General features: G+C 70.0%; 19 protein-coding genes. 11 read left to right on the forward strand and 8 right to left on the reverse strand.

Features of this window, described 5'->3' with window-relative positions; all coding sequences use genetic code 11:
* Positions 1 to 7: 7 nt before the first annotated feature.
* Complete coding sequence (locus ACE3SG_RS07530) at positions 8 to 1,708, forward strand: M14 family metallopeptidase (protein ID WP_374563737.1); 1,701 nt, start codon at positions 8 to 10, stop codon at positions 1,706 to 1,708.
* Between the two features lie 44 nt (positions 1,709 to 1,752).
* Here the strand turns inward: ACE3SG_RS07530 and ACE3SG_RS07535 are convergent, their stop codons facing one another.
* Positions 1,753 to 3,039 carry an RICIN domain-containing protein gene (locus ACE3SG_RS07535; RefSeq protein WP_374563739.1) on the reverse strand — a complete coding sequence of 429 codons (1,287 nt, stop codon included), beginning with the start codon at positions 3,037 to 3,039 and terminating at the stop codon, positions 1,753 to 1,755.
* 439 nt (positions 3,040 to 3,478) lie between these two features.
* On the opposite strand from ACE3SG_RS07535, the gene ACE3SG_RS07540 reads away from it, so the two are divergent.
* Complete coding sequence (locus ACE3SG_RS07540; protein WP_374563741.1) at positions 3,479 to 8,638, forward strand: hypothetical protein; 5,160 nt, start codon at positions 3,479 to 3,481, stop codon at positions 8,636 to 8,638.
* An 87-nt stretch (positions 8,639 to 8,725) separates the two neighbouring features.
* Here the strand turns inward: ACE3SG_RS07540 and ACE3SG_RS07545 are convergent, their stop codons facing one another.
* Entirely contained in the window at positions 8,726 to 9,778 is a 1,053-nt protein-coding gene (locus ACE3SG_RS07545; RefSeq protein ID WP_374563742.1) for a TerC family protein, read from the reverse strand.
* A gap of 40 nt (positions 9,779 to 9,818) precedes the next feature.
* Complete coding sequence (locus ACE3SG_RS07550; protein ID WP_374563744.1) at positions 9,819 to 9,977, reverse strand: hypothetical protein; 159 nt, start codon at positions 9,975 to 9,977, stop codon at positions 9,819 to 9,821.
* 114 nt (positions 9,978 to 10,091) lie between these two features.
* Between ACE3SG_RS07550 and ACE3SG_RS07555 the strand changes: the two genes are divergently transcribed.
* Positions 10,092 to 10,985 (forward strand): LysR family transcriptional regulator, encoded by an 894-nt coding sequence (locus ACE3SG_RS07555; protein WP_374563746.1) that lies wholly within the window; start codon positions 10,092 to 10,094, stop codon positions 10,983 to 10,985.
* Positions 10,986 to 10,997: 12 nt separating this feature from the next.
* On the opposite strand, the gene ACE3SG_RS07560 is transcribed toward ACE3SG_RS07555, so the two are convergent.
* Both ACE3SG_RS07560 and ACE3SG_RS07565 read right to left on the reverse strand, forming a co-directional pair.
* Complete coding sequence (locus ACE3SG_RS07560) at positions 10,998 to 11,423, reverse strand: TerB family tellurite resistance protein (protein WP_374563748.1); 426 nt, start codon at positions 11,421 to 11,423, stop codon at positions 10,998 to 11,000.
* A 57-nt stretch (positions 11,424 to 11,480) separates the two neighbouring features.
* Positions 11,481 to 11,675, reverse strand: a complete 195-nt coding sequence (locus ACE3SG_RS07565) for a hypothetical protein (protein ID WP_374563749.1) — start codon at positions 11,673 to 11,675, stop codon at positions 11,481 to 11,483.
* Positions 11,676 to 12,028: 353 nt separating this feature from the next.
* On the opposite strand from ACE3SG_RS07565, the gene ACE3SG_RS07570 reads away from it, so the two are divergent.
* Positions 12,029 to 12,640, forward strand: coding sequence for an exopolysaccharide biosynthesis protein (locus tag ACE3SG_RS07570; protein WP_374563751.1), 612 nt, complete (start codon positions 12,029 to 12,031; stop codon positions 12,638 to 12,640).
* A 48-nt stretch (positions 12,641 to 12,688) separates the two neighbouring features.
* On the opposite strand, the gene ACE3SG_RS07575 is transcribed toward ACE3SG_RS07570, so the two are convergent.
* The gene (locus tag ACE3SG_RS07575; RefSeq protein ID WP_374563753.1) at positions 12,689 to 13,360 is read right to left on the reverse strand and encodes an ECF-type sigma factor; all 672 of its coding nucleotides are present in this window, start codon (positions 13,358 to 13,360) and stop codon (positions 12,689 to 12,691) included.
* Between the two features lie 320 nt (positions 13,361 to 13,680).
* Between ACE3SG_RS07575 and ACE3SG_RS07580 the strand changes: the two genes are divergently transcribed.
* Together ACE3SG_RS07580 and ACE3SG_RS07585 are read left to right on the forward strand one after the other, a co-directional pair.
* Positions 13,681 to 15,039, forward strand: coding sequence for a sialidase family protein (locus tag ACE3SG_RS07580; protein WP_374563755.1), 1,359 nt, complete (start codon positions 13,681 to 13,683; stop codon positions 15,037 to 15,039).
* 226 nt (positions 15,040 to 15,265) lie between these two features.
* Complete coding sequence (locus tag ACE3SG_RS07585) at positions 15,266 to 16,639, forward strand: hypothetical protein (RefSeq protein WP_374563757.1); 1,374 nt, start codon at positions 15,266 to 15,268, stop codon at positions 16,637 to 16,639.
* 34 nt (positions 16,640 to 16,673) lie between these two features.
* Here the strand turns inward: ACE3SG_RS07585 and sctR are convergent, their stop codons facing one another.
* Positions 16,674 to 17,330 (reverse strand): type III secretion system export apparatus subunit SctR, encoded by a 657-nt coding sequence (sctR, locus tag ACE3SG_RS07590; RefSeq protein ID WP_374563759.1) that lies wholly within the window; start codon positions 17,328 to 17,330, stop codon positions 16,674 to 16,676.
* Positions 17,314 to 18,498, reverse strand: a complete 1,185-nt coding sequence (gene sctQ, locus ACE3SG_RS07595) for a type III secretion system cytoplasmic ring protein SctQ (protein ID WP_374563761.1) — start codon at positions 18,496 to 18,498, stop codon at positions 17,314 to 17,316. The genes sctR and sctQ overlap by 17 nt, the downstream gene beginning before the upstream one ends.
* Positions 18,499 to 18,732: 234 nt before the next feature.
* Between sctQ and ACE3SG_RS07600 the strand changes: the two genes are divergently transcribed.
* From ACE3SG_RS07600 to ACE3SG_RS07620, 5 genes are all read left to right on the forward strand, one after another.
* Complete coding sequence (locus ACE3SG_RS07600; RefSeq protein WP_374563763.1) at positions 18,733 to 20,685, forward strand: FHIPEP family type III secretion protein; 1,953 nt, start codon at positions 18,733 to 18,735, stop codon at positions 20,683 to 20,685.
* Positions 20,675 to 20,935, forward strand: a complete 261-nt coding sequence (gene sctS / locus ACE3SG_RS07605; protein WP_374563765.1) for a type III secretion system export apparatus subunit SctS — start codon at positions 20,675 to 20,677, stop codon at positions 20,933 to 20,935. Before ACE3SG_RS07600 ends, sctS begins: the two co-directional genes overlap by 11 nt.
* A 155-nt stretch (positions 20,936 to 21,090) precedes the next feature.
* Positions 21,091 to 22,845 (forward strand): type III secretion system outer membrane ring subunit SctC, encoded by a 1,755-nt coding sequence (gene sctC, locus ACE3SG_RS07610; RefSeq protein WP_374563767.1) that lies wholly within the window; start codon positions 21,091 to 21,093, stop codon positions 22,843 to 22,845.
* The gene (locus tag ACE3SG_RS07615; protein WP_374563769.1) at positions 22,842 to 23,954 is read left to right on the forward strand and encodes an FHA domain-containing protein; all 1,113 of its coding nucleotides are present in this window, start codon (positions 22,842 to 22,844) and stop codon (positions 23,952 to 23,954) included. The genes sctC and ACE3SG_RS07615 overlap by 4 nt, the downstream gene beginning before the upstream one ends.
* Positions 23,955 to 24,114: 160 nt before the next feature.
* Positions 24,115 to 24,330 (forward strand): hypothetical protein, encoded by a 216-nt coding sequence (locus ACE3SG_RS07620; RefSeq protein ID WP_374563771.1) that lies wholly within the window; start codon positions 24,115 to 24,117, stop codon positions 24,328 to 24,330.
* The last annotated feature ends 92 nt before the right edge of the window (positions 24,331 to 24,422 follow it).

A 24,422-nucleotide genomic window follows, 5' to 3' on the forward strand; every position in this document is an offset into this window, starting at 1 on the left:
GCTCGCCATGCCCGCCGCACCCCTGCCGACCCCGCAGTTCGACCGCTTCTACCGCCACCCCGAGCTGAGCCAGTTGCTGGCCGACTATGCCGCCGCGCGGCCCGGCCTGATCGAGCGCCGCTCGATGGGCCTGAGCCACGAGGGCCGCGAGATCTGGCTGCTGGTGATCACCAACCGCGCCACCGGGCCCGACAGCGACAAGCCCGCGCTGTGGATCGACGGCAACATCCACGCCGCCGAGCTGACCGCCAGCACCGCGTGCCTGTACTGGCTGCACCAGCTGGCCAGCGCCTACGGGCACGATGCCCGGGTCACCGAGCTGCTCGACAGCCGCGTGGTCTACCTCTGCCCGCGGCTGAACCCCGACGGCGCCGAGCTGGCGCTGGCCGACGTGCCGCGCCACATCCGGTCGTCGACACGGCCCTACCCCTTCGACGAGCCGCATGTCGAGGGCCTGACCACGCAGGACATCGACGGCGACGGCCGCATCCTGCAGATGCGGGTCAAAGACCCGAACGGCGGCTGGAAGCCGCACCCCGACGAACCGCGGCTGCTGATCCCGCGCGAGCCGGGCGAGTTCGGTGGCACCTACTACCGCGTGATGCCCGAGGGCCTGCTCGAGAACTTCGACGGCACGACGATCCGCGTCAACCGCGACCGCGAAGGGCTGGACCTGAACCGCAACTTCCCGGCCTACTGGCGGCAGGAGTTCGAGCAGCTCGGCGCCGGCCCCTACCCGACCAGCGAGCCCGAGGTGCGGGCGATGGTCGACTTCATGGTCAGGCACCCGAACATCGGCGCGGCGGTGAGCTTCCACACCCATTCGGGCGTGATCCTGCGGCCGATGGGCACGCAGAGCGACGACGACATGACGCCCGAGGACCTGTGGATCTACAAGCGTCTGTCGGACATCGGCGCCAAGCTCACCGGCTACCCGGCGATCAGCATCTGGCACGACTTCAAGTACCACCCGAAAGAGATCATCACCGGCACCCAGGACTGGGTCTACGAGCACCTCGGGGCGCTGTTCTGGACAGTTGAGATCTGGGCCCCGAACAAGGAGGCCGGCATCACCGAGTACGACTGGATCCACTGGTACCGCGACCACCCGCCCGAAGACGACCTGAAGCTGCTGAAGTGGAGCGACGAGCACTGCGACGGCCGGGCCCACAACGACTGGCGCCCGTTCAACCACCCGCAGCTCGGCGCGGTCGAGATCGGCGGCTGGGACCGCATGAACTACTGGCGCAATCCGCCGCCGAAGTACCGCGAGCGCGAGGCCGCGCGCTTCCCGGCCTGGCTGACCCAGCTGGGGCTGACGCTGCCGAAGCTGCACACCGTGTTGACCACGGTCGACGCCCTCGGCCCCGACACCTGGCGGGTCAAGTTCGTCGTGGCCAACACCGGCTACCTGCCGAGTTATGTCACCAAACGCGCGCTCGAGCGCAAGGTCGCGCGCGGCTGCGTGTTCGAGATCGGGCTGCCGGCCGGCGCGTCGCTGGTCAACGGCAAGCCCCGCATCGAGGGCCCGCAACTCGAAGGCCACGCACCGAAGAACTCGCTGCAGGCCTTCATCCCCGAGCGCGACGTGACTGCCGACAAGGCGCACGCCGAGTGGATCGTGCGGGCGCCGGTGGGCAGCGTGCTGCAGCTGAAGGCCCACGCCGGCCGAGCCGGCGCGGTGAGCGCCGAAATCACGCTGGGGTGAGGCTGGGGTGGCGCCGGGGCCCGGCCCCGCCGCCACCGACCCCGTCAGGGCTTGAGCAGCCAGCGCTGCGCGGGGGTGCCGTTGCAGGTCCACTGTTGCAGTTGCAGGCCCGAGGCTTGGCCGCCACCGGGCACGTCCAGGCACAGCCCGCTGTGTGCGTTGACGAACTCGTAGACGCCGGGCGAGACCTGGTTGGCCTTCCACTGCGTGTCGTCATCGACGCTGCACGGCCACTGCACCATCTTCGCGCCGACGGCCAGGCTGCGGTTCGTCGGGTCGAGGCAGTAGCCGCTGTGGCCGAACACCAGGTGGACGCGGCCGTTGGCGGCGGGCTTCATCTTCACCCGCTGGTTGGCCAGCCCGACGCAGTCGTACTGCGCCACCGCGGCGTTCGAGTCGTAGTCGAAGTAGTAGACGTCGATGCACTTGCCGCTGGCTTGCGCGGCGAAGTACTGGCCGGTGTCGTCGCCGTCGCCCGGCGTGCCGGCCCAGACCCAGTTCGGGTGCTCGGCCATGCAGCCCTTCAGCCACGGGCAGCCATAACGCTTGACCAGGTCGTGCTGGTAGGGTTCCGGCGTCACGTTGGGCCAGTAGGCGCCGTTGCACATCGGGCCCTTGGTGCCGCCTGGCGGCAGGCCCATCGCGACCAGCTCGTCGATGGTGTTCTGGTCGGCCGTGCCGCCGCAGTTCTCGTGCGGCAGGCCGAAGTTGTGGCCCATCTCGTGCCCGATCGAGCCGATGTCGGCCAGGTTGCGCGGGCTGCCGTCGTTCAGGCCGATGCCGTCGACCACGTAGCTGTAGAACAGCGCCGAGTTGCCCGGCATGCCGGCCTGCGCCGCGCCGCCGCCGGTGGTGCACTCGCCGAACACCAGGTACTTCACGTTGGGGAAGAACTGGCCGCGCGCTTCGAGCTTGCGCTGGGTTTCGTCCCACAGGATGTTGTAGTCGTTGAAATGGGCGCAGCTGTTGCTGCTCTTGACGGTGATGAACTTGCGGTTCAGGTGGATCGTCCAGCCCCAGCCGGCCCATTGGGCCTGGACCTGGCGCGCGGCATTGAGCATCAGCGCGCCGCGGTCGCGGTGCGGCGCGTCCTGCGGCACGAAGTAGACGACCTGCACGTCGTGGTCGTTGTCGATGCCGGTCACCTGCCGGTAGGGCAGCGTGGGTGGCGGTGTCGTCACCCCCGGCCGCGGCGTGGCCGCCGCCGGGTCACCGAGTGGCGTGAACGCGCTGGCCGCGCCCACCCAGGCCAGCAAGGCCGCCGGCAGCACCCGCGCGGCGGCTCGATACCCGCTGCGCCACGCCAGCGCGGCCGCATTCGTTGCATTCATGGGCTGTCTCCTCAGGTTTGTCGTTAGCGGTGCCAGCGGCGCCGGGCTTGGCGCCTGCCCCACCACGGCCCATGCTGGCACCGCCGCCCGGCGCAGATGCAAGCTCGGGCAAGGGCGCGCAACGAGATGTGAAAGCGATTTCGACAACGTTGTCAAAAATGCCGCCGAAATCACCGATCGGAGGGGCCAATTGTTTGACCGGCGACCGGCCCCACACCCGGCTCGGCCGGTGCGGCACGGGTTGGATTGGGTGCGATTCGTCTGACGAATGCGCGGCGGGCAGCCCCTTACGGTTGGTCACATGAGCGCCCGGCGCGACCGGCACGGCGCCGGTCCGCGAACCCGTAGTTGTCGCTCGGCGGGCGCATTTCTATTCTCCGGGGCTCTCGGTCCGCCACGCCGGTTGGACCCCTGTCGCTTGCGAAACAAGGAGCCCACCGTGTCGATCACCATCGATGGCTACGCGCCGGTCTACACGCCCACGCCTGCGCCCACCGAGCCCAAGCCTGATCCGAACAACGGCGCCGATGCGAACGCCGCGCTGAACGAGGCCATCGCCGCGGCCAAGCGCGCGCTCGAAGCGGCCCGCGCCGCGCAGGCCGCGCTGGAGAAGGCGCAGAAGGCGCTGAAGGACAACCAGGACGCGAGCAAGGCCGCGGGCCTGCAGAACGACGTCAACGCCAAGCAGGCGACGGCCGACCAGCGCTGGGCCGACCTGAAGGTGGCGACCAAGTCGGCGCTGGCCGCTGGCGGCCCGCAGGGCCAGGACAAGGCGGCCCAGCAGCTGAAGGCGATCGACAGCCAGGACGGTGGCTGGGGCCAGCGGGTCGACACCGCGAAGGCTGAAAAGCCCGACCTGGGCATCGTCGCCAGCGGCAACCCGGCCAGCGATGCCGCCGCCAGGCGGGTGTCGGGCGCCTACGCGTCGGGCGGCGATGCGGCCGCGGCAAAGCAGCTGCGCACCGAGCTCGAACAGGCCAAGACGCCGCAGGAGCGCGCGGCGATCCTGCGCAGCGCGATGCCGGTGGTCGACCGGGTGACCAAGGACCTGGGCCTGAACAGCCGCCGCGCCGACGCCGACTGGCAGCAAAAAGGCCAGACCTACAGCGCCGACGCCGACAACCCGAACGCCATCGACACCCGCAGCGAGTTCGACCACACGGTGGCCGACCTCGAGGTCAGCGTGGACCTGGCCGGCGACAAGGAGGCCGCCTTCCACATCGCCCACGACATCCTGCAGGTGATGCCCGGCGGCACCCAGGGCGACAGCGCCAACAACCTGCTGGGCCTGCTCGGGCTGGACCTGGGCCAGTCGTCGCCGAACAAGACCTCGATGCTCGAGACCGCGATGTCGGCCGCGCTGATGCAGCCCGACGCCAAGGGCCCGAAAGACAGCGTGCTGGCGATGCCGCTCGCGCAGCGCGACCAGGCCGCACGCCTGCTCGCCCCCGACCGGCCGGTGCAGCTGACGATCCGCGACTGGACCGACGACCAGGGCGTCCGGCACGACGGCACGCTGTGGCACGAGATCGAGCAGAACCCCGACCTGCTGTTGACCGCCGACCAGCGCGCCGAGATCGACCAGAAGACCCAGGGCTGGCCCGCCGACGAGGTGCTGAAGGAAAAGGCCAGCCGCGCGCTCGACAACCTGCGCGAGCAGAACCCGGGCAAGGACCTGGACCACGCCAAGTGTGGCGACAGCTTCAGCTACCAGCCCGAAGACCCGCGCCAGGGCCCGCTGCCGCCGCTGGCCAAGGACATGCAGACCGCCGTCGACCAGTCCAAGGGCGCGCACCCTGGCGACCTGCAGTACGGTGTCGAGCTGGACAAGTTGACGGGCTCCGACGCCTTCCGCCGACTCGGTGCCGACCAGCAGGCCGCGGCGATCGACCAGTTCGACCGCACGGTCACGCAGGCCGCCAAGGGCGGCCAGCCGCTGGACGCCGGCCAGAAAGACCAGCTGCGTGCGCTGCTCGGCTCATCCACCTTCCACGACGTCAACCCCCGCGTGCAGGACCGGGTGCTGGGCCTGTTCAGCGAGTTCGCCCGGGGCGACGGCGCGGCGGCGCGCCTGAACGGCCTGAAGCAGCTCGTCGACCATGCGGGCTTTCGCGCGCTGGACGACGAGGCGGCCGAGTTCCAGGTGCTCGACGCCTACCAGCACGACGCCACCTTCCGCGGCGTGGTCGACAAGCTGACCGGCCGCACCGACCTGCCGCCGGCCGACGCCCGCACCGCGCTCGACCTGCTGACCCGCGTCAAGGCCAACCGCCAGCTCTACGAGAAGTCGAACGACGGCGAGAAGCAGAAGATCCTCGACTCGGTGCTGCAGGCGACGACTGACCCGCGCTTTCGCGGCTTCGCGCAGAACCAGAAAGACGCGGCCATCGACAAGCTGGTCAAGTACGGCGACGAGCAGTACGCGCTGGAGGGCGCCAAGGGCGTCGGCCAGGCGCTCGACGAAGCGGCCAAGGTCAAGCCCAACGGCCCGACCGGCACCCAGGCGACGACACAGACTACCCCGCCCACCACCCAACCCACCACTCAGGCCGGCCCGCCGACGGCCGAGAGCGTCAAGGCCGATCTGGCGAAGGTCGAGGCCGGCGCGCACGACACCGCCACCTCGAAGGAGACGATCAACGACGACCTGCGCCGCGTCGCCGGCGACGACCCGGTCACCTACGCCTACCTGAAGCTGCAGCGCGAGCACCAGGGCGACAAGGCCTACCTCGACCTGCTGACCCAGGCGATGCCCGCGCACCGGCGCGACTACACGACCCAGCAGGTGAAGGACCTGGTCGGCAAGGGCAAGCCCGACGAGGCGATGAAGCTGCTGCGCGCCAACATGGACGCCGCCGCCGACCCGGCCGAGCGCACCCAGCTGTGGGACGCGGCCGGCAAGCCGGTCTTCACGCGCGACTACTTCGACAAGCAGCTCGACCAGATCCTCGGTGACAAGACCCACTTCAGCCACAGCGCCGACCTGAGCCAGCTGTTCGCCGACGTCGGCCAGAACGCACCGCCCGAGGCGGCCAACCTGCTGCTCGACGCCGCCAAGGCGCGGCTCGACAAAGGCCATGACGACCCGCTGTGGCAGTCGCTGCTGGCCGATGCCGATGCCAGCGGCGAGGCCTACAACGGCCTGAGCCAGCTGATCGAGACCGCCGACAGCCTGGGCGCGCACCGCGCCGACGAGTTCGCCGCCTTCTACGTGCGGGCGATCAACGACGCCGCGTCCGACCCCAAGACCGCGTCGCAGGTCCTTGGGCTGACGGTCGGCAACGCCGGCCTGTACCAGCAGACCAACAAGGCCATCGCCGACCACGGCGCGGCCAAGCTCAGTGTCGCGCTGTACAACGCGGTGAAAGACCGCAAGGGCGACCCGCAAGACTGGTCCGAGCGCGTCGAAGCCAATGTGCGCAACCAGATCCGCGACGGCGTCAAGGAATTCCGCGACAACGCCAAGGGCGATGTCGAAGACTGGCAGAAGCAGAACAAAAACGCGCTGCGCCTGGTGCAGGACTTCGGCAGCCTCGACCCCAAGCAGGTGGCGCAGGCCATCGTCAACGACCGCAAGAGCCACCCGGAGAAGTACTTTCACCTCGACGACAAGGGGCAGCCGACGGGCATCGACGCGGCGCAGCTGCAGATGGAGCAGCGCGGCGTGCAGCTCGACGGGCTGATGCGCGACCTGACCGGCCTGAAGATCGACTTCGAGCACCCGGCGGTGCCGGCCGAGAAGATGCTCGGCGACGTGATCCGCGACCTCGACGGCGACGAGGTGGCGATGAGCACCTTGAACAACAACGTCAGCCTCGACACGCACCGCGTCAACCAGCTGAACTTTGGCGACTTCGACGGCAACGCCGGCCCGTGGAACCCGACCGCGGTGGTCGGTGCGCAGCGCGACTACCTCGACAAGCTGGCGCGTGACTACCACCTGACCCCTGAGCAGGTGCAGCAGGCCAACAGCCGCACCGACCAGTGGGAGAAAGACCTGAAGGCCGAGCTGGCCAAGGGCGACAAGGCCTCCGACGACACGCTGCGCGCGCTGACCAACACCTACCAGCAAGACCTGCGCGGCCTGCTGAAGGACAAGATGCCGCCGGGCCAGGACCAGGTGCTGGTCAAGCCCACCGACGACACCGTCACGACGATCAAGACGACGCTGCAGAGCATCGGCACGACGACCTCGACGACGCGCCTGACGATGAACTGGTACAAGGGCACCGGCGATGCGTTGATCAACGCCTACACGCAGGTCACCTTGCGCCGCGGCATGAACAACCCGATCTTGCACGACCCCAGCAGCAAGCTGGTCGGCAACGCCGCGTGGTTGGGCTTCACCGACAAGGCCTCGGTCAAGAAGGCCTTCGACTTCATGCAGAAGTGGCAGGCCAAGATCGACGAGAAGGCCAAGGCCAACAAGGGGGTGCTGACCGACGCCGACCGCGCCACCCTGATGGCCGAGTACAAGAAAGAGCTGCCCACCTTCGGCGAGCCGGCCTCGACCGCCGCCAAGGCCGGGCCCGAATCGCTGCGAGCAGCCGAGCGGTTCACCCGCCTGCTCGGCGCGGCCTGCTTCTTCGGCTCATCGATCAACAACGCCCGCAACGCCGGCAATGAGCAAGGCGTGACCAGCAGCGACGCTTTCGCCGCGTTCTTCATGGCCGGCGGCATGGCCGACACCTACCGCGCGGTGCGCGGCGTCAGCTTCCAGGGCGGCGCGCTGACCGATGCGTTGAACAAGGCCTTCGGGCCGCAGCTGGCCAAGGTCGGCCCCGGCGCGGCCGACGACCTGGCCAAGTTCATCAAGGGCGGCAGCGTCGGCAGCCTGCTGACGCTGGCCGACATGGAGTGGGCCTACGAAGACTTCACCGGCCACACGCTGACCGGCAACCCCACCGGCGCGCCCGACGCCACCGCCGGCCTGCTGACCACCGGCATCGTCGCCGGCGACCTGCTGGACATGGGCGCGGTGGCGCTGCGCACGCAGGTGGGCGGCGCGCTGCTGCGGCTGGCGCTGAGCGAAGGCGCGGCGCTGGCGGTGGAAGGCAGCATCCCGGTGATCGGCTGGATCGGTGCCGGCGTCACTGCGGCCTTCCTCGGCGCGCGTTTCGCCTACGGTGTCAGCAAGGCCAAGAACGAGTTCGAGTACGACGACAACCACGACTACGCCGACATGGTGAAGTCGCTCGGCTTCAGCGACGACCAGGCGCGCGAGCTGATGAACGAGAACGGCGGGGCGTCCGACGTGAAGGTCGACGACTGGGAGTGGTTCGTGCCGGGCTGGAACGTCTGGCAATCGGCCCACAGCACCTACGGCGCGGCCGAGTCGTTCTTCACCGAGGGCGGCATGAGCCCGATGCACGTGCTGAACCCGATGTTCGACGCCAACGGCGTGCCGCAGCAGCAGCGCCTGCAGTACCTGCAATCGCTGACGCCCGACGAGATCAAGAAGCTCGTCGGCCAGACCCACAAGATCCTCGACGACGAGATGAAGGACGACGGCACGATCACCAGCGACAGCACCGCCGGGCTCGAACACTGGATGCGCGACAACCACCTGTGGAAGAACGAGTACCTGGGCGTCGCCTGAGCGGCGCGCCGCGCGAGCCGGCATGAGCATCGGCCGGTGCGGGGCTTCGGCGCGAAGACCCTGCCCGGCCTCCATCCAGTCGATGCCTCAGCCCGCCGCCGGCAGCGCCGGCTTCTGGCGCGTCTTCCACAGCGAGAACAGGATGCCGCCGGCCAGCAGGCCACCCGTCACGCCCAGGCTGATCACCGCGGGCACCTTGCCGTCGAACAGCCAGTCGCCCAGGAAGATCTTCGTGCCGATGAAGATCAGCACCAGCGCCAGCGCGTACTTCAGGTAGTAGAAGCGGTGCACCACGGCGGCCAGGGCGAAGTACAGCGCGCGCAGGCCGAGGATGGCGAAGATGTTGCTGGTGTAGACGATGAACGGATCGGGCGTGATGGCGAAGATCGCCGGCACCGAGTCGATCGCGAACACCAGGTCGGCCACTTCCACCAGCACCAGGCACAGCAGCAGCGGCGTCGCGTAGCGCACCGCGCGGCCGCTGGCCGGGTCGGGCTGCGTCACGGTGAAGGCCTGGCCACGCAGGCCGTCGGTCACCCGCAGGTGCTTCTTCAGCAGGCGCAGCACCGGGTTGTTGGCGATGTCGGGCTGGTGGTCGACCATCACCAGCATCTTCACGCCGGTGGCCAGCAGCACCACGCCGAACAGGTACATGATCCAGGTGAACTCCATCACCAGCGCCGCGCCCAGGCCGATCATGATCGCGCGCAGCACGATCACACCCAGGATGCCCCAGAACAGCACCCGGTGCTGGTACTCACGGGGCACCGCGAAGTAGGTGAAGATCATCGAGATGATGAACACGTTGTCCATCGCCAGCGTCTTCTCCACCAGGTAGCCGGTCATGTAGAGCTTCACCGCCGTCCAGGCTCGCTCGCCGGCGGTGGCGGCCGCCGCGATCTGCGGGTCCAGCGCGCCGGCGTCGGCATAGTGGGCGTAGATCCAGTAGACCGCGCCGGCCCATGCCAGCCCCAGGCCGATGTACAGGGCCGACATCTTCAGGCTCTCGGCCACGCCGATCTCGTGCGAGTGGCGGTGCATCACGCCCAGGTCGAAGGCCAGGATGGCCAGCACCGACCCGAGGAAGGTCAGCCAGATCCAGATGGGCATGCCGAGCCAGAGGGTGTTCAGGAGTTCCATAAGGGTGTGACGCCGAAGAGGTTGGAGGGCGGGCGCTCGTTCAGAGCGCGGCTGAGACCACCGAGCCGATGCCCAGTGCACCTGCCATTGCGGCCAGCAGCGCGACATCGCGCCGCTCTTGCCCGAGGCGGGCGGTCTGCCAGGTCGCCACCAGCAGGGCGGCGGCCAGAACGACAAAAACGAGGGTCAGCGTGTCCATGGATTCAACTCCGTCGTGATGGCTGATCTTCAGGGCCGACCTCTGTCGACGAAAGCAGCGATACAGTGAGCGCCACTTCGGGAAATCCGAAGTCCCGTCACTCCCGGTCCGAGCATGCTGAATTTCCGGCACCTGTACTACTTCTGGGTGGTCGCCAAGGAGGGGGGCTTCGCCCGCGCGGCGGAGCGGCTGGACATGGCCATCCAGACCATCAGCGCCCAGGTCAAGGCGCTCGAGCAGGATCTGGGGCACCAGCTGCTCAAGCCCGCCGGCCGCGGCGTGGAGGTGACCGACGCCGGCCAGGCGGTGCTCGCCCGAGCCGAAGAGATCTTTCAGCTGGGCGAGCTCATTCCCGAGGAAGCCGCCGCGGCCGCGTCCGGCCAGACGGCACGCCTGGCCATCGGCATGTCCGACGGCCTGGCCAAGCTGGCCGCGCATGTGCTGATCCAACCGGTGCTCGACACACCGTCACTGAAGCTGGTGGTGCACGAAGGTGACGTCAACCAGCTGCTGGGCGAGCTGGCGCTGCACCAGCTCGATCTGGTGCTGACCTGCCAGCCGCCACCGCAGAACTCGGCCCTGCGGCTCACCAGCGAGCGGCTGATGGTGTCGCGGGTCGATTGGTACGGGCCGGTGTCGATGGTGAGCCAGGCCGAGATCGATGAGTTCCCGGCCAGCCTCGGGCGCCTGCCGGTGCTGCTGCCGACCACCCATGCCGCGCTGCGCGGGCGCATCGACCGCTGGTTCGAGGCCCAGCGCCTGTCGGTCCGCGTCGTCGGCGAGTTCGAAGACAGCGCGCTGCTGAGCCTGTTCGCGGCGCGGGGGCTGGGCGTGTTTCCGGTGACGGCGCTCGGTGCCACCGACCTGGAAAGCCTGCGCGGCCTGCGCCTGCTCGGGCGCAGCGAGGGCCTGCACGAGGAGATCCATGCGATCCGCTCGCGGCGGGGCCTGCACCACCCCTTGGTGCTTCGCCTGCTGACGGCCGCGCGCGAGCACCCGGCCCCGTAGCCCCGCGGCGGATCAGGCGCGGGGCGTCACCGGCTGCCGCGCCAGCACGGTTTGCCAGTCGAATCGCCAGTCGCGCTGCATCGCCTGCAGCACCTGCTGCTCGCCGTCGGACAGGTGGCCATCGGCGGCGGCGGTGGCGGCCATCGCATCGATCACTTTGCGTTGCAGCGCGGGGTCGTCCACATCGCGCAGCAGTGCCTCGAGCAGGCTGTCGTCGAGGCAGGCCGACAGCGACCCGCTCGTCTGCGCGCACAGCAGGTCTTCGCACAGGGTCTGCAGCACCGGCCCCAGGCCCCCGGGCGGCAGCCCGAGCTGGGCTTCGACCTCCCATCGGCGCAGCGCCTCGACTTCGGACCGGCAGACATGGCCGTCGGCCACCATGCACAGAGCCAACAAGCGTGCGGCAGCCTCGGGGCTGTTGCGGGGATAGTGACGCATGGGGTTTCTCCGGTGAAGGTTCAAGAGGTGGTGAGACAGCGGGTGGCGCGGACGCGGTCAGCGCTGGCGTGAAGGCCTCGGCTGGCTGCGGGCATCGCGGGGGCGCACGGGGATCTGCGCGGGGGCGCGCCGCAGCGCGCGGGGCGGCTCGACACACTCGCCGATCCAGCGCGCCAGGTGCTGCAGCCAGCGCTGCGTGAACAGCATCCCGGCCTGCACGAAGGCGGGTGACCAGGGGGCGGGGTGGTTCATGACGGCTCCTCGAAAGGCGTGGACGATGGGGCGAAGTGTGAAGACCTCGACGCGTTCGAATAAGACGAAGCTTCCGCAGTCCAACTTCGTTCGAAGCGAAGCGTTCACCGGGACAGCGCGAGTTCGCTTCGACCTGAGCGATCGTCAGGGGCACGCCGCTGGCATCCGGGATCGAGGGGGCCTACCGTGGCGGTCGGAACCCCAGCGATCGTTTCGGCCCGTTTCGGCCGTGTTGCCGCTTGCGGCCCTGGGGACTGCGCCCTTCGCCCTTGTTGGAGCTGTGACGTGACACCTCGCCCTGCCGCCGCCTGGCCCTTCCCCCGCCTGCCACGCTGGCGGCCGGGGGCGCCCGCATGATTCGCCCGGCGGTGTTTCGTGAGGCCGCGTGCCGTGCCCAGGGCATCAGCGTGGCCGATCTGCTGGACCTCCATGGCCGAGCCAGCTGGCCGGCCCTGTTGCTGGTGCTCGCCCTGTTGAGCGCCTTGCCGATCGCGGGTGTGGGCACGGTGCTCAGCCTGCCGCTGTTCGCGGTGGCCGCCCGCTGGCCGCAGGGCCGCAGCCGTGCCGGTCCCCGCGGCCGTGCGGCGCTGCCCCCGCAGGTGACGGCCTTGCGCCTGGGTGAAACCTGGTCGCGCCGTTGCCTGGGCCTGCTGGCCGCGCTCTACGAACGGGCGCGGCTGACGCTGCGGCGCCGCTGGGCGCACTGGCGCCACCCGAGCACCCACGCCGGCTGGCGGCTGTGGATCGCGGCGATGGCGCTGCTGATCTTGTTGCCGTTGCCGCTGGGCAACCTGCTGCCCGGCATCAGCCTCGTGCTGCTGGCGCTGGGTTGGATCTACAAGGACGGCGTGGCCTTGATGTTGTCCACGCTGGCCGGCGCCGCGGCGATGGCCTACGGCGCCTTGTCGGCGCACCTGCTGTGGGCGATGGTCCAGGCGGCCGGGCGGTGGTGGGCGGCCGCGTGATCCCGCGCGCCGTGCCGGCGCCGGCACGTTGCGGGGCGTCGTCGCGCGTCACCGGCCTGGCCCGGGCGGGCCCGACTTCAGCTCGCGCAGCAGCCAGGCCCGGGCGGTGGTCCACTCGCGCTTCACGGTGGCTGGCGAGATGCCCAGGCACTGGGCGGTCTCTTCGACCCCCAGCTCGCCGAAGAAGCGCAGCTCGACCACGCGGGCCTGCTGCGGGTCCAGCACCTTCAGCCGGTTCAGCGCCTCATCGAGCGCCAGCAACTCCAGCCACGGCGAGGTCGGCGCCGCCAGCCGCTGTTGCAGCGAGAGCTTGTCGTCGTCCAGGCTCTCGTGGGCGACGCCGCCGCCGCGCTTCTGGGCCTGGCGCGCGCGCGCATGGTCGACCAGGATCTGCCGCATCACCCGGCTGGCCCAGCCGAAGAACTCATAACGGCTCGACCAGCGCGACGAGCGCTGCTGCGACAGGCGAATGAAGGCCTCGTGCACCAGCCCGGTGGCCTGCAGCGTGTGCTCGGCCCGCTCGCCACGCGCCGCCGAGCGGGCGACCCGGCGCAGCTGGCTGTAGACCGCCGGGATCAGGCGGTCCAGCGCCGAGCGGTCGCCATCGGCCCAGCTCTGCAGCAGGCCGGTCACGTCCGCCGCGGTGGGGGCAGCAGACGGTTCGGCGGGCTCGCCCGGTGGGGGCGGCGGCGGTGGCACCCTGGGCGCCGAAGGCTTCATGTGGACGGTCGGCTCCGATCAGCGAGGGCGCATGCTACGTCGCAGATCTGCGCTTGGCTTATTCCGTATGTAAGTACGGGGATTCGTGGTCCTACGGAAATCCGTAGGCATGGGTGGGGCTGGATATTCGAGTCATCGGCCCCGGGCCGAGGCGGCCTGGCTGACGATCAGCGTGCCGCCGCCGGCTGGCGGGGGGCTGACAACCTTGACGAAGACCCGCCGATCGTGCGGCCATCGTCGCGGCGTCGGGTTTCCGGTGACACGGGGTCGCGGTGACACATCACATAATTCGTTAGGTTGTTAATCTCTGGATACTCGTCATGTACCGTTGGATGTCGTCGGGCCTGCTGGTGGCCGCAGGGGCCCTGCAGGGGCCTTGTTTCGCGCAAGCCGAGGCCCGTTGTGACGGCTCGCCTTGCGTGTCCAAGGACGTCGAGCTGTCGCCGGCCTGGGCCGACCGCACGTCGATCGCCGTCGACACGGCCGATGCCAACCGCATCGTGATCGGGTATGACGACGGGCATTGCTATAGCGGTGCATTGCAGGTCTCGCCCGACGGCGGCCAGACGTGGCGCCACCTCTGCACGCTGCCCGGCAACGCCGACGACGAAGGCTCGACCGAGGCGCCGGCCGTGGCGTTCGACCGGGACGGTGCCGTGGTCGCTGCGCTGCCGTACTTTTGGTCCGACGGCGGCAAGCTGCGGGCCATGCGCTCGACCAACGGACAGCAGTGGGACGGCGGGTCGACCACCATCGCCTACCGCCATTTCTACGACAGCGGCTGGATCAAGAGCGCCCACCTGGAAGCCGACGCCGGGGCCGACAGCCCCTATCGTGGGCGGCTCTACGCCAGCTTCACCGACGACGGCATGAGCAAGGCGGTGATCCGCGTCGGCCGGTCCGAGGACGGCATCGCGTGGCGCACTGTCGATGCCACGCCCACCACCATCGGCGACGAGAGGGTGGACTTCAGCGATCTCGCCATCGGTCGCGACGGCAGCCTCCATTTGTCCTACCTGAGCTGCGTCGGCGCGGGGCACGACTGTCATGGCCGCCCCGCCGAGCTGCGTCTCGTCCGCTCGGCCGACGGTGGCCAGACCTGGACCTCCCCGACCACGCTGGCCTTGACGACGCTGCCGCCCGGCGAGGTCGTTCACCGCCTCTGGTATGACTATGGCGCGTTGCCGGGCACCACCGCGTTCATGTCGTTCACGCCGGTGATCGCCGTGGACGCCAGCAGGGGGCCGCACCAAGACCGGCTCTACGCCGCGATGACGACCTACACCGACAAGCACCTGCAGGTGCTGCTGTCGACCTCCGACGATCGGGGCGCGAGCTGGCGCACACCCACGCCGGTGGCCACCGGCCCGCGCGCGGCCGACCAGTTCATGCCTTGGGTCAGCGTCAGCCACCAGGGCGTGGTCGCGGTGACCTGGATGGACCAGCGCAAGCATCCGAAGCAGACCGGCTACCAGCCGATGGTCGCGTTCTCGACCGACGGCGGCACCACCTTCACGGCCCCGGGCGTGCTGCAGGGCCGGACATCAGACCCGGCCGCACTGGGCGACCTCGACAGCATCGCCAGCCATGCCTGGGCTGGCAAGCGCTTGAAAACGGTCTTCGTCGGGCCCGACGCCGCCGACGCCAAGACGCTGCGCCTGAGCACCGCCAGGCCCTGAGGCCGAGTGCCCCGGGGCGCGCCGGCCGCTCGGCAGGCGGCCGTGCGCCGGTGTGTCAGCAATCATCACGGCCCGGACGTCGGCGGCGGCAGCGACCGGCGGGTGGCAAGTCACACCACATAATCCGTTAGATCATCTATTGGCAGGACGCCTGACCGCGAGCCCCGACCGCGGCCTGGCCGTGTCCGCACCGCATCCAACGCCACCCTTCAAGGAGCCTTTCCCCATGCACCGCATGCTGTCCCCCACCCTGCTCATGGCTGCACTGACGTGCGCCGGCCCGGCCTTCGCACAAGCCGACCAGCGCTGCACCGGCTCGCCCTGCGTGCGCCAGGACGCCCAGATCTCGACGGCCAGCGCCGGGCACGCGTCGATCGCCATCAACCCGGCCGACGCTCGCCAGTTCGTGGTGGGCAATGCCGGCAAATACGGCAACTGCAGCCGCGGCGCGGTGCACTTCTCAACCGACCGCGGCCAGACCTGGCGCCACAGCTGCACCTTGCCCGGCGTGGCGGACGACGAGTTCTCGACCGAGGCCCCCGCGGTGGGCTTCGACAAGGAGGGCGCGCTGGTCGCCGTGCAGCCGTTCTACTGGTCCGACGGCGCCAAGGTCTGGGCCAGCCGCTCCACCGATGGCGGCCAGACCTGGGATGGCTGGTACACCATCGCCAGCAGCCAGTTCTATTACAGCTGGATCAAGAGCGTCCACCTGGAGCCCGACACCTGGGTCAGCAGCCCGTACCGCGGCCGGCTCTATGCCAGCTTCACCGACGACGGCTCGGACCAAGCCGCCATCCGTGTCGGCCGTTCCGACGATGGGGGCCGCCATTGGCAGACCGTCAACGCCACACCGGTGGCAACCGGCCAGGAGATGCTGGACTTCGGCGATCTGGCCGTCGGCCGTGACGGAGGCCTCTACCTGTCCTACCTCAGCTGCACCGGCCAGGACCGCGATTGCCATGGCCGCCCGGCCGAGTTCCGCCTCGTCCGCTCGGGCGATGGCGGCAAGACCTGGACCGCGCCGACCGTGCTGGCGCAGGCGGTGCTGCCGCCCGACCAGGTGAACTCCAACCTCTGGTACTCCTATGGCGCGCTGCCGGGCACCACGGCGCTGGTGTCGTTCACGCCGGTGATCGCCATCGACAACTCCGGCGGCCCGCACCAGAACCGCCTGTTCACGGTGCTGACGACCTACGCCGACAAGCGCCTGCAGGTGCTGCTCAGCACCTCCGACGACCAGGGCGCAACCTGGAGCACCCCGCGCCCGGTGGCCGCCGGGCCGCGCGCCGCCGACCAGTTCATGCCCTGGGTCAGCGTCAGCCGCAAGGGTGTCGTCGCGGTGACCTGGATGGACCAGCGCAAGCACCCGCAGCAGACCGGCTACCAACCGATGGTCGCGTTCTCGACCGACGGCGGCACCACCTTCACGGCCCCCGGCGTGCTGCAGGGCCAGGCTTCGCAGCCCGAGGTGTTGCAAGACCTGGACGGCCTCGCCAGCCACGCCTGGTCGGGCCAGCAACTGAACACCGTCTTCGTCGGCCCCGACGCGGCCGGCGCACCGACGCTGCGCATGACCATCGCCACGCCTCAGGTGCCCTGAAGCCCGAGGCGCTCCGCTGGAGCGCCTCGGCAGGCTACCTATACGAAAGGACCAGCGCGTGGATCAGCCGCTCCCAGCCGTCGAGCATCACGAACAGCAGCAGCTTGAACGGCAGCGAGATCGTCGACGGTGACAGCATCGACATGCCCAGCGCGAGCAGCACCGTCGCGACGATCAGGTCGACGACGACGAAGACCAGGTAGATCACGAAGCCGATCTGGAACGCACGGGTGATCTCGCTCAGCGTGAAGCTCGGCACCAGCACCATCAGGTCGTCGTCGCGCAGCGCGTCGGCCCGATTGGCGGGCCAGATCTCTTTCGCGGTCTTCAGAAAGAACTGGCGCTCGCGCGGCTGGGCGTGCTTTTTCAAGAAGGCGCGCATCGGCCCTTCGGCCGCCGCCGCCGCGCTGCCGATCTGCTCGGTCGGGCTGGCGGTGCTGGCGGCCGGGTGCAGCTTCATGTTGTCGCCGATGTCCATCGCCACCGGCGCCATCACGTAGATCGACAGGATCACCGCGATGCCGTTGAGCACCATGTTGGGCGGTGTCTGCTGCAGGCCCAGCGCGGTGCGCAGCAGGCCGAAGACAATCACCAGCTTGGTGTAGCAGGTCATCATCAGCGCCACGAAGGGCGCCACGCCGAACGCCAGGATCAGCGTGAAGACGGTGGCCGGATCAGGCAGGTGCTGCATCGGCGCTCACCGCGAACTCGGTCACCCGCACGCCCAGGCGCTCGCCCACCGCGACGAGCTGGCCTTTGCCGAGCAGCCGGTCCTGGCACAGGATGCTCAGCTCGCACTGGTTCAGCGGTTGCGGCAGCTCCAGCACGTGGCCGGCGGCCACCTGCTCCAGTGCCTCCAGCTTCAGCGCCAGGCCGCCAAGGTCGAAGTGCAGCGTCACCTCCAGCTTCTCGAGCTGCTCGATCGGCAAGGTGGCGTCGGCCACGCGCGTGGCCTGCAGCGCGGCCGGCGCCGGGGCGGCCGCGGGGGATGGTGACGAAGCGGCGCTGGCAGCGCGGGGGGCGTTCATGGTGGCCTCCGTGGCAGTGAGAACGGTCAATCGGGTCTGGCGCACCTCGGCCGGCCATTGCGCTTCGCCGCGGCGGCCGGCGTACAGCTGCACGCCCAGCGCGCCGCCGCGCGGGCGCCATTCGTCCACCGCGACGATGTCGCCCGGCTCGATCTGGCGCAGCGAGGCCAGGTCCAACCGCGTGCGGCCCAGTTCCAGCCGCAGCGGGATCGGGCAGGCACCCAGCCGGACCCGGTGCGAGAGGGGCTGCGTGGGCGCGTCGGTGGTCGGCGGCTGGGCGTGCCGCAGCACCGCATCGGCAAAGGCCGACCAGGCCTCGGCCGAGGCCCAGCGCAGGCGGGCATGGCCCGCGCTGATGTTGGTGCTGGTGGGCCAGGCGGGATCGGCGCCGACGCGGCACCAAAAGGTGTTCGGGTCGCGTGGCCACGGCGTGGTGGCCGGCTCCCACTCGGGCACGCTGCCGAGCAGCGCGCGCGCCAGCCCGTGCAGCCGGTCGGCCAGCAGGATCTGGCGCCACCCCAGCGGCGCATCGCCGGGCACCTCGTCGCCCAGGCACCAGGCCTGCGCGGCGGCATCCAGCGCCAGTTCACCGTCGTGGCCCTGCCAGCGCAGCCGCAGCGCGACCGCTTCGCTCCAATGGGGCGGTGAGGCCGGCGCGATCGGGTCCAGCCGCAGCGTGGTGGTGGCGCACCCCTGCAGCGCCAGCGGCCAGGGCCGGCCGGCCAGCGTGCGGCAGGTCTGCGCAAAGCCCGGCCACAGCCGTGGCAAGGCGCGGGCCTCGCCGAGCGGCGTCCAGGCGGGCATCAACAAGGTGGCCGGGGGCATGTGCATGGGGCAAGCCTGGCGCCGTCATGAGCGAATGAAGAGATCCCATGGGCGCGCCATGCGCCGGGTCACCAGAGCGGATGCAGCATAGGCACCGGCCCGCCGCGCGTGAACTACGAGTCGGCGTATGCGGGCCCGCGGCACACGGCGAAAGCCCTGCATTACGAATCCTCGTCGTTGAGGGCGGGCGGCTTCATGGCCAACATCCCCAGCCTGACTCACTGCCTCTCGGCCGACCCCATGCCCTTGTTCACAGGAACCACCGTTGCGCAGCGGCCGCGTTCGCCGCTGACGGCGGCGATGCGCCACAGCGACGCGCTGCTGGCGCTGTTCCTCGTCGGCATCGTCGCGCTGTTCATGCTGCCGCTGCCGCCGGCCGCGCTGGACCTGCTGATCGCGGCCAACCTGTCGGTCAGCGTCGCGCTGCTGATCGTGTCGATGTATGTCGGCTCGGCGCTGTCGTTGTCGACCTTCCCGTCGCTGCTGCTGTTCACCACGCTGTTCCGGCTCGCGCTGAACATCGCGTCGGCCAAGCTGATCCTGCTGCATGCGCATGCCGGCCAGATCATCGATGCGTTCGGCAAGCTGATCGTCGGCAACAACGTGGTCGTCGGCGGTGTCGTGTTCCTGATCGTCGCGATCGTGCAGTTCATCGTGATCGCCAAGGGCTCGGAGCGCGTGGCCGAGGTCGGCGCCCGCTTCGCGCTCGACGCGATGCCCGGCAAGCAGATGAGCATCGACGCCGAGGTGCGCGCCGGCAACCTGTCGAACGCGCAGGCCCAGGCGCGCCGCTCGCAGCTCGAGCAAGAGAGCCAGCTGCACGGCGCGATGGACGGGGCGATGAAGTTCGTCAAGGGCGACGCGATCGCCAGCCTGGTCGTCGCGGCGGTCAACATCCTCGGCGGTGTCGCGGTCGGCACGCTGATGCACGACATGGACATCGCGCATGCGGTGCAGCGCTACGCGATCCTGACGGTCGGCGACGGCATGGTGTCGCAGATCCCGTCGCTGCTGGTGTCGATCGCCGCCGGCATCGTGATCACCCGCTGCGGCGGTGGCGGCGAGCACGATGCGCAGCCGCTGGGCGCGCAGATGCTGGGCCAGTTTGCGAACCACCCGCGCGCGCTGTTCATCGCCGGCCTGGCGGTCGCCAGCTTCATGTTCGCGCCGGGCTTTCCGGCCTGGGCCTTCGTCGTCTGGCTGGTCTTCATCTTCGGCCTGGCCTGGGCCGCGCGCAAACATCGCCAGCGCGGCGACACGCCGGAATGGATCTTCCACGACGATGCCGGCACCGGCGCCGGCGTGGCCGGCGGCGCGCTGACCTTCCCGCTGGCGCTGCGGCTGGCGCCCGACCTGCACGCGGCGATCGACCCGGCGCAGCTGGACCAGCTGCTGATCGACACGCGCCGCCGCGTCGAGGCCGAGCTCGGCCCGGTGTTCCCGCGGATCCAGATCTCGCCGTCGGCCGCCGTGCCGCCGGGCCAGGTCGCGGTGCTGGTGCAAGACGTGGTGCAGGCCACGCAGCCGATCGACCCGCAGTCGCCCGAGGCGCCGCTGTCGGCGCTGGTCGAGCGCGTCGCGCGCCAGCACCTGCCGGCGCTGATCGGGCTGCAAGAGGTGCGCCAGCTCATTCACGGCATGCAGGCCCAGGCGCCCGAGCTGGCGGTCGAGGTGACGCGGGTCGTGCCGGTGCAGCGCATCGCCGAGACGCTGCGCCGCCTGCTGACCGAGAACATCCCGGTGCGCAACCTGAAGGCGATCTTCGAGAGCCTGGTGCGCTGGGCGCCGCGCGAAGAAGACTCGATCGCGCTGACCGAGCTGGTGCGCGCCGACTTGGGCCCCTACATCACGAGCCTGCACGCCACGCCGCAGCGCGAGATCCACGCGGTGCTGTTCGACACCCAGCTGATCGACCGCATCGAAGCCTCGATCGAACGCACCGCGCTGGGCAACCGGCTGCTGCTCGACCCCGCCATCAAGCAGGCGATCTTCGACCAGCTGCGCAGCTTCGTCGACGGGGCGCCAGCGACGACGGTGGTGGTGGTCTCCAGCGGCGTGCGGCGCTACGTGCGCAACATGATCGCGGCGGCGCTGCCGAAGCTGCCGGTGCTGTCGTACCAGGAGGTGGACGACGACATCACGCTGCAGCCGGTTGGCTGGGTCACCGGCACGGAGGCCGCGCATGGGGCATGACCTGCTGGGCTTGACGCGCGACGCCTTGTCGGTCGTGCTGTGGGTCAGCCTGCCGCTGGTGATCGTCGCCACGGTCGCCGGGCTGGGTGTCGCGATCCTGCAGGCCGTGACGCAGATCCAGGACCAGAGCCTGGGCCAATCGGTGCGCCTGGTCGTCGTGTTGATCAGCCTGACGGTCGGCGTCAGCTGGCTGGGCCGCGAGGTGTTGCGTTTCGCCGAGCGGGCCTTTGAGTGGATGGAAACAATATGAACCCCCACGGCCCCTTCCGGGGCCTGCCCCCCGAGGGGGCTCGCGCAGCGGCCCGGCAAAGCCGGATCCGCGCACGCCACTTGAATGCGGCGACTCCTGCGGAGCGCCGCGGTGCGGTTCACGCGCTGCGGTGTGTCGCAATAGCCGCGCTGTGCGTGAGCGGTGTCGCCCATGCCGCCGAGCTGCGCTGGACCAGCAACAAGCCGGTGCGCATCGTCGCCAGCGAAAAGAAGCTGGCCGATTTCTTGCGCGAGCTGGCGGCGTCGCAAGGGACCACCGCGGTGGTCGACCCGAAGATCGATGGTGTCATCAGCGGCACCTTCGGCAACACCGTGGGCAGCGGCAAGGCGAGCAATGCGAGGGCGGTGCTCGAGGCGGTCTGCAGCAACTACGGCCTGACCTGGTACTACGACGGCTCGCTGCTGTTCATCGAGCAGGCGGCCGACGCGCGCAACGAGGTGCTGCCGATCCTGGGCACCAACGCGCCGCGCATCGCCGACACGCTGAACAAGCTGCAGGTCTGGGACAAGCGCTACCCGCTCGTCATCAGCCAGAACGAGAACAGCGTCTTCGTCAGCGGTCCGAAGCGTTATGTCGAGATGGTGCGGCAGATCGTCAAGTCGATCGACTACCGCGCCTCGCAGGTCGACCACGCCGAGGTGAAGATGTTCCCGCTGCGCTACGCCTGGGCCAACGACCTGCGGCTGACGCGCGATGGCGCCCCGGTCGTCGTGCCCGGCGTGGTCAGCACCTTGCGCAGCCTTTACGGATCGCGCAGCGCCAGCAGTTCACCGCTGGGTGGAGGGGCCGGCGCAACCGCCGTGCCGAAGATGAAGAGCGCCAAGGCCGCGGCGGCAGCGGCGGCCGCGAATGCCAACAACAACGCGGCCGGCGGTGATGCGGCCAGCGCCGATGGCGGTGACGGCGCCTGGTCGGCCGCGCCCGATGCGCCGCAGTTCCAGGCCGATGCGCGGATGAACGCGGTGTTGATCCGCGACGTGCCCGAGCGCATGGCGCAGTACGCCAAGCTGATCGCGTCGATGGACGCCAAGCCGCGGCTGGTCGAGATCGAGCTGACGATCATGGACGTCAGCGACGACTCGGTCGACAAGCTCGGTGTCGACTGGCGTGCCCACGGCACGCAGATGGACGTGCAGACGGGCAACGGCACGAACCCGCCGCTGACCTGGGCCGGTGCCACCACCGCCGCCGGCCAGACCGGGCTGGCGGTGCCCTCGGGCGTGGTGATCACGGCGGCGCTGGGCAAGGAGATGCGCGACTTCCTGCTCGCCCGTGTCAGTGCGTTGGCGAGCAACGGCCGCGCCAAGTTCATCGCCCGGCCCAAGGTGCTGACGCTGGACAACACCGAGGCCAGCCTGCAGAACAAGAGCGAGTTCTACGTCAAGGTGCCCGGCTTCCAGGACGCGAGCCTGTACACCGTCAGCGCCGGCACCGACGTGCGCGTGACGCCGCTGGTGATCGACGAGGAAGGCGGCAACAGCGTCAAGCTGGCGATCAACATCGGCGACGACAGCCTGGCCACCGAAACGGTCGACAACATCCCGATCGTGCGCCGGCGCAGCGTCAACACCCAGGCCATGATCGGCGAGGGCAAGAGCCTGCTGATCGCCGGCTATTCGAGCGAGAGCAAGAGCACCGCCGACTCGGGCGTGCCGGGCTTGTCGGCCATCCCGGTGATCGGGCGGCTGTTCAAGTACTCGGAAGACAAGGGCGGCAAGCTCGAACGCTTCTACCTGCTGACGCCGCGCTTCGTGCTGCCCGATGCCGCCGGTGCGGCCGGTGCCGCGCCGGTGAGCCTGCCGTCGCAAGAGGCGCCGGTCGGGGCCGCCAGCGTGCGCCCGGCGCCGCTCAGCCGCGAGGCCGAGACGATGCCCTGGAGCGGGTCATGAGCCAGCCGACGCCCCACGACGCCTGGTGCCTGCGCTTCTTGAGCAGCGGCATGCGCGGGCGCCGCATCACGCTGAAGGCCGGCGCCAACACGCTCGGCTCGGCGCCCGAGTGCGAGGTGCTGCTGCCCGACACCGATGCGCGTGGCCAGCACCTGTCGCTGACGGCGGGCGAAGTGGCGTTGACCGTGCGGCGCCTGGGCGAAGCGGCGGTCGAGTTGAACGGCGCGCCGATGACCGCCGAGCGCCGCAGCCTGGTGCCGGGTGACGTGCTGCGTGTCGGCTCGATCGACATGCAGATCGACCGCGAGTACGCGCAGGCGAAGGCCGACGACGCGCCGGACTCGATGTTCCTCGACGAGGAAGCGGCCGCCGCGGCGCGCGCGGCAATGCGCAACGCCAAGAGTCGCTGGTGGCCGCAGGCGTTGGCGGTGGTCGTGCTGGCCGCGTTCGGTGTCACCGCTGCGGCGCTGGCCTGGCGGCCGGCGACCCACACGGCCGGCAGCGACGGCCCGGCGCTCGATGCGGCACGCCTGCGCAGCGTGCTGCGCGACTTCCCCGAGGTGGTCGCGCAGCCGCCCGATGCCTCGGGCACGGTGCGCCTGACCGGTTTCGTCGAATCGACCGCGCGCCAACGCACGCTGGCGCAGGCCGTGGGCAACGTCGGCGGGCGGGTGCAGGTGAGTGTCACGCCGCTGGACGAAGTGGTCAGTCGGGCGCGCGAGTTTCTCGCCGATCCGGGCGTGGCGGTCAGCTACCGCGGCCAGGGCCACCTGCAGCTCAGCGGCGCGACCGACCAGGCCGGCACGCCCGAACGCGTGAAGCGGCTGACGCGCGACCTGTACCCGATGGTGGTGGTCGACGACGAGCTGCGCTACAAGCCGATCGCCAACGTCGCCAAGGCCAGCACCACGCCCGACTGGGCCGACCGGCTGCCGGCGCGCGTGGTCAGCATCACCGAAGGCCCCGATGGCCTGCGCTTCGTGCAGCTGGCCAACGGCGACCGCTATTTCGAAGGCGCGCCGCTGCGCAACGGCGGCGCGTTGGGCCCGGTCAGCGCCGACGACCTCGCGGCACCGAAGGCCACCGAGGAGAACCACGATGGGCCGTGACACCGATGTCGCGGCCCGCGGGCGTCGGCGCCGCGTGGCGCCGGCCCCTGCCCCATTTCCGCCCGCCGGGCGCTGCAGCCCCGGCGGCGGGAATCTCGCGGGCCCTTGCGGCCTGCTGTGTCCCCTGTCTGTTTCCAACACTCATCACAGGAGTTAAAGCATGGCCTCCACCACCCCCACCCCGACCGACGGCGGCACTGTTCCTGGCGCTGTGGACGACTTCCAGAAGCGCGCCGAGGAAGCCCAGATGGCGTCGATCAAGATGGCCTCGATCCAGCTCGAGACCTCGTCCATCACCGGCGCCGCCAAGGCCCGTGGCGACCTGGCTGCCCAGATGGGCGGCGACCTGCGCCAGTCGGCCAAGGTCAAGGAGTAACCCTCCGCGCCGGGGCGCCCGAACCCGCAGCCCATCGCGGGCTGCTCGCCGGCCGCCCCGGCTTTTCTTGTTTGTCGTTGTTGCACCGCCAG

Origin of the sequence: Ideonella sp., from assembly GCF_041914305.1 — a bacterium.
GTDB lineage: Bacteria > Pseudomonadota > Gammaproteobacteria > Burkholderiales > Burkholderiaceae_C > Ideonella.

What these genes read in the sequence shown, in the direction of transcription:
- ACE3SG_RS07535 (WP_374563739.1), bottom strand. Translation starts at nt 3,039, where the DNA reads ATGAATGCAACGAATGCGGCCGCGCTGGCGTGGCGCAGCGGGTATCGA.
- sctR (WP_374563759.1), bottom strand. Translation starts at nt 17,330, where the DNA reads ATGCAGCACCTGCCTGATCCGGCCACCGTCTTCACGCTGATCCTGGCG.
- ACE3SG_RS07570 (WP_374563751.1), top strand. Translation starts at nt 12,029, where the DNA reads ATGATTCGCCCGGCGGTGTTTCGTGAGGCCGCGTGCCGTGCCCAGGGC.
- ACE3SG_RS07620 (WP_374563771.1), top strand. Translation starts at nt 24,115, where the DNA reads ATGGCCTCCACCACCCCCACCCCGACCGACGGCGGCACTGTTCCTGGC.
- sctS (WP_374563765.1), top strand. Translation starts at nt 20,675, where the DNA reads ATGGGGCATGACCTGCTGGGCTTGACGCGCGACGCCTTGTCGGTCGTG.
- ACE3SG_RS07575 (WP_374563753.1), bottom strand. Translation starts at nt 13,360, where the DNA reads ATGAAGCCTTCGGCGCCCAGGGTGCCACCGCCGCCGCCCCCACCGGGC.
- ACE3SG_RS07600 (WP_374563763.1), top strand. Translation starts at nt 18,733, where the DNA reads ATGCCCTTGTTCACAGGAACCACCGTTGCGCAGCGGCCGCGTTCGCCG.
- ACE3SG_RS07580 (WP_374563755.1), top strand. Translation starts at nt 13,681, where the DNA reads ATGTACCGTTGGATGTCGTCGGGCCTGCTGGTGGCCGCAGGGGCCCTG.
- ACE3SG_RS07545 (WP_374563742.1), bottom strand. Translation starts at nt 9,778, where the DNA reads ATGGAACTCCTGAACACCCTCTGGCTCGGCATGCCCATCTGGATCTGG.
- ACE3SG_RS07555 (WP_374563746.1), top strand. Translation starts at nt 10,092, where the DNA reads ATGCTGAATTTCCGGCACCTGTACTACTTCTGGGTGGTCGCCAAGGAG.
- ACE3SG_RS07530 (WP_374563737.1), top strand. Translation starts at nt 8, where the DNA reads ATGCCCGCCGCACCCCTGCCGACCCCGCAGTTCGACCGCTTCTACCGC.
- ACE3SG_RS07560 (WP_374563748.1), bottom strand. Translation starts at nt 11,423, where the DNA reads ATGCGTCACTATCCCCGCAACAGCCCCGAGGCTGCCGCACGCTTGTTG.
- sctQ (WP_374563761.1), bottom strand. Translation starts at nt 18,498, where the DNA reads ATGCACATGCCCCCGGCCACCTTGTTGATGCCCGCCTGGACGCCGCTC.
- ACE3SG_RS07550 (WP_374563744.1), bottom strand. Translation starts at nt 9,977, where the DNA reads ATGGACACGCTGACCCTCGTTTTTGTCGTTCTGGCCGCCGCCCTGCTG.
- ACE3SG_RS07585 (WP_374563757.1), top strand. Translation starts at nt 15,266, where the DNA reads ATGCACCGCATGCTGTCCCCCACCCTGCTCATGGCTGCACTGACGTGC.
- ACE3SG_RS07565 (WP_374563749.1), bottom strand. Translation starts at nt 11,675, where the DNA reads ATGAACCACCCCGCCCCCTGGTCACCCGCCTTCGTGCAGGCCGGGATG.
- ACE3SG_RS07615 (WP_374563769.1), top strand. Translation starts at nt 22,842, where the DNA reads ATGAGCCAGCCGACGCCCCACGACGCCTGGTGCCTGCGCTTCTTGAGC.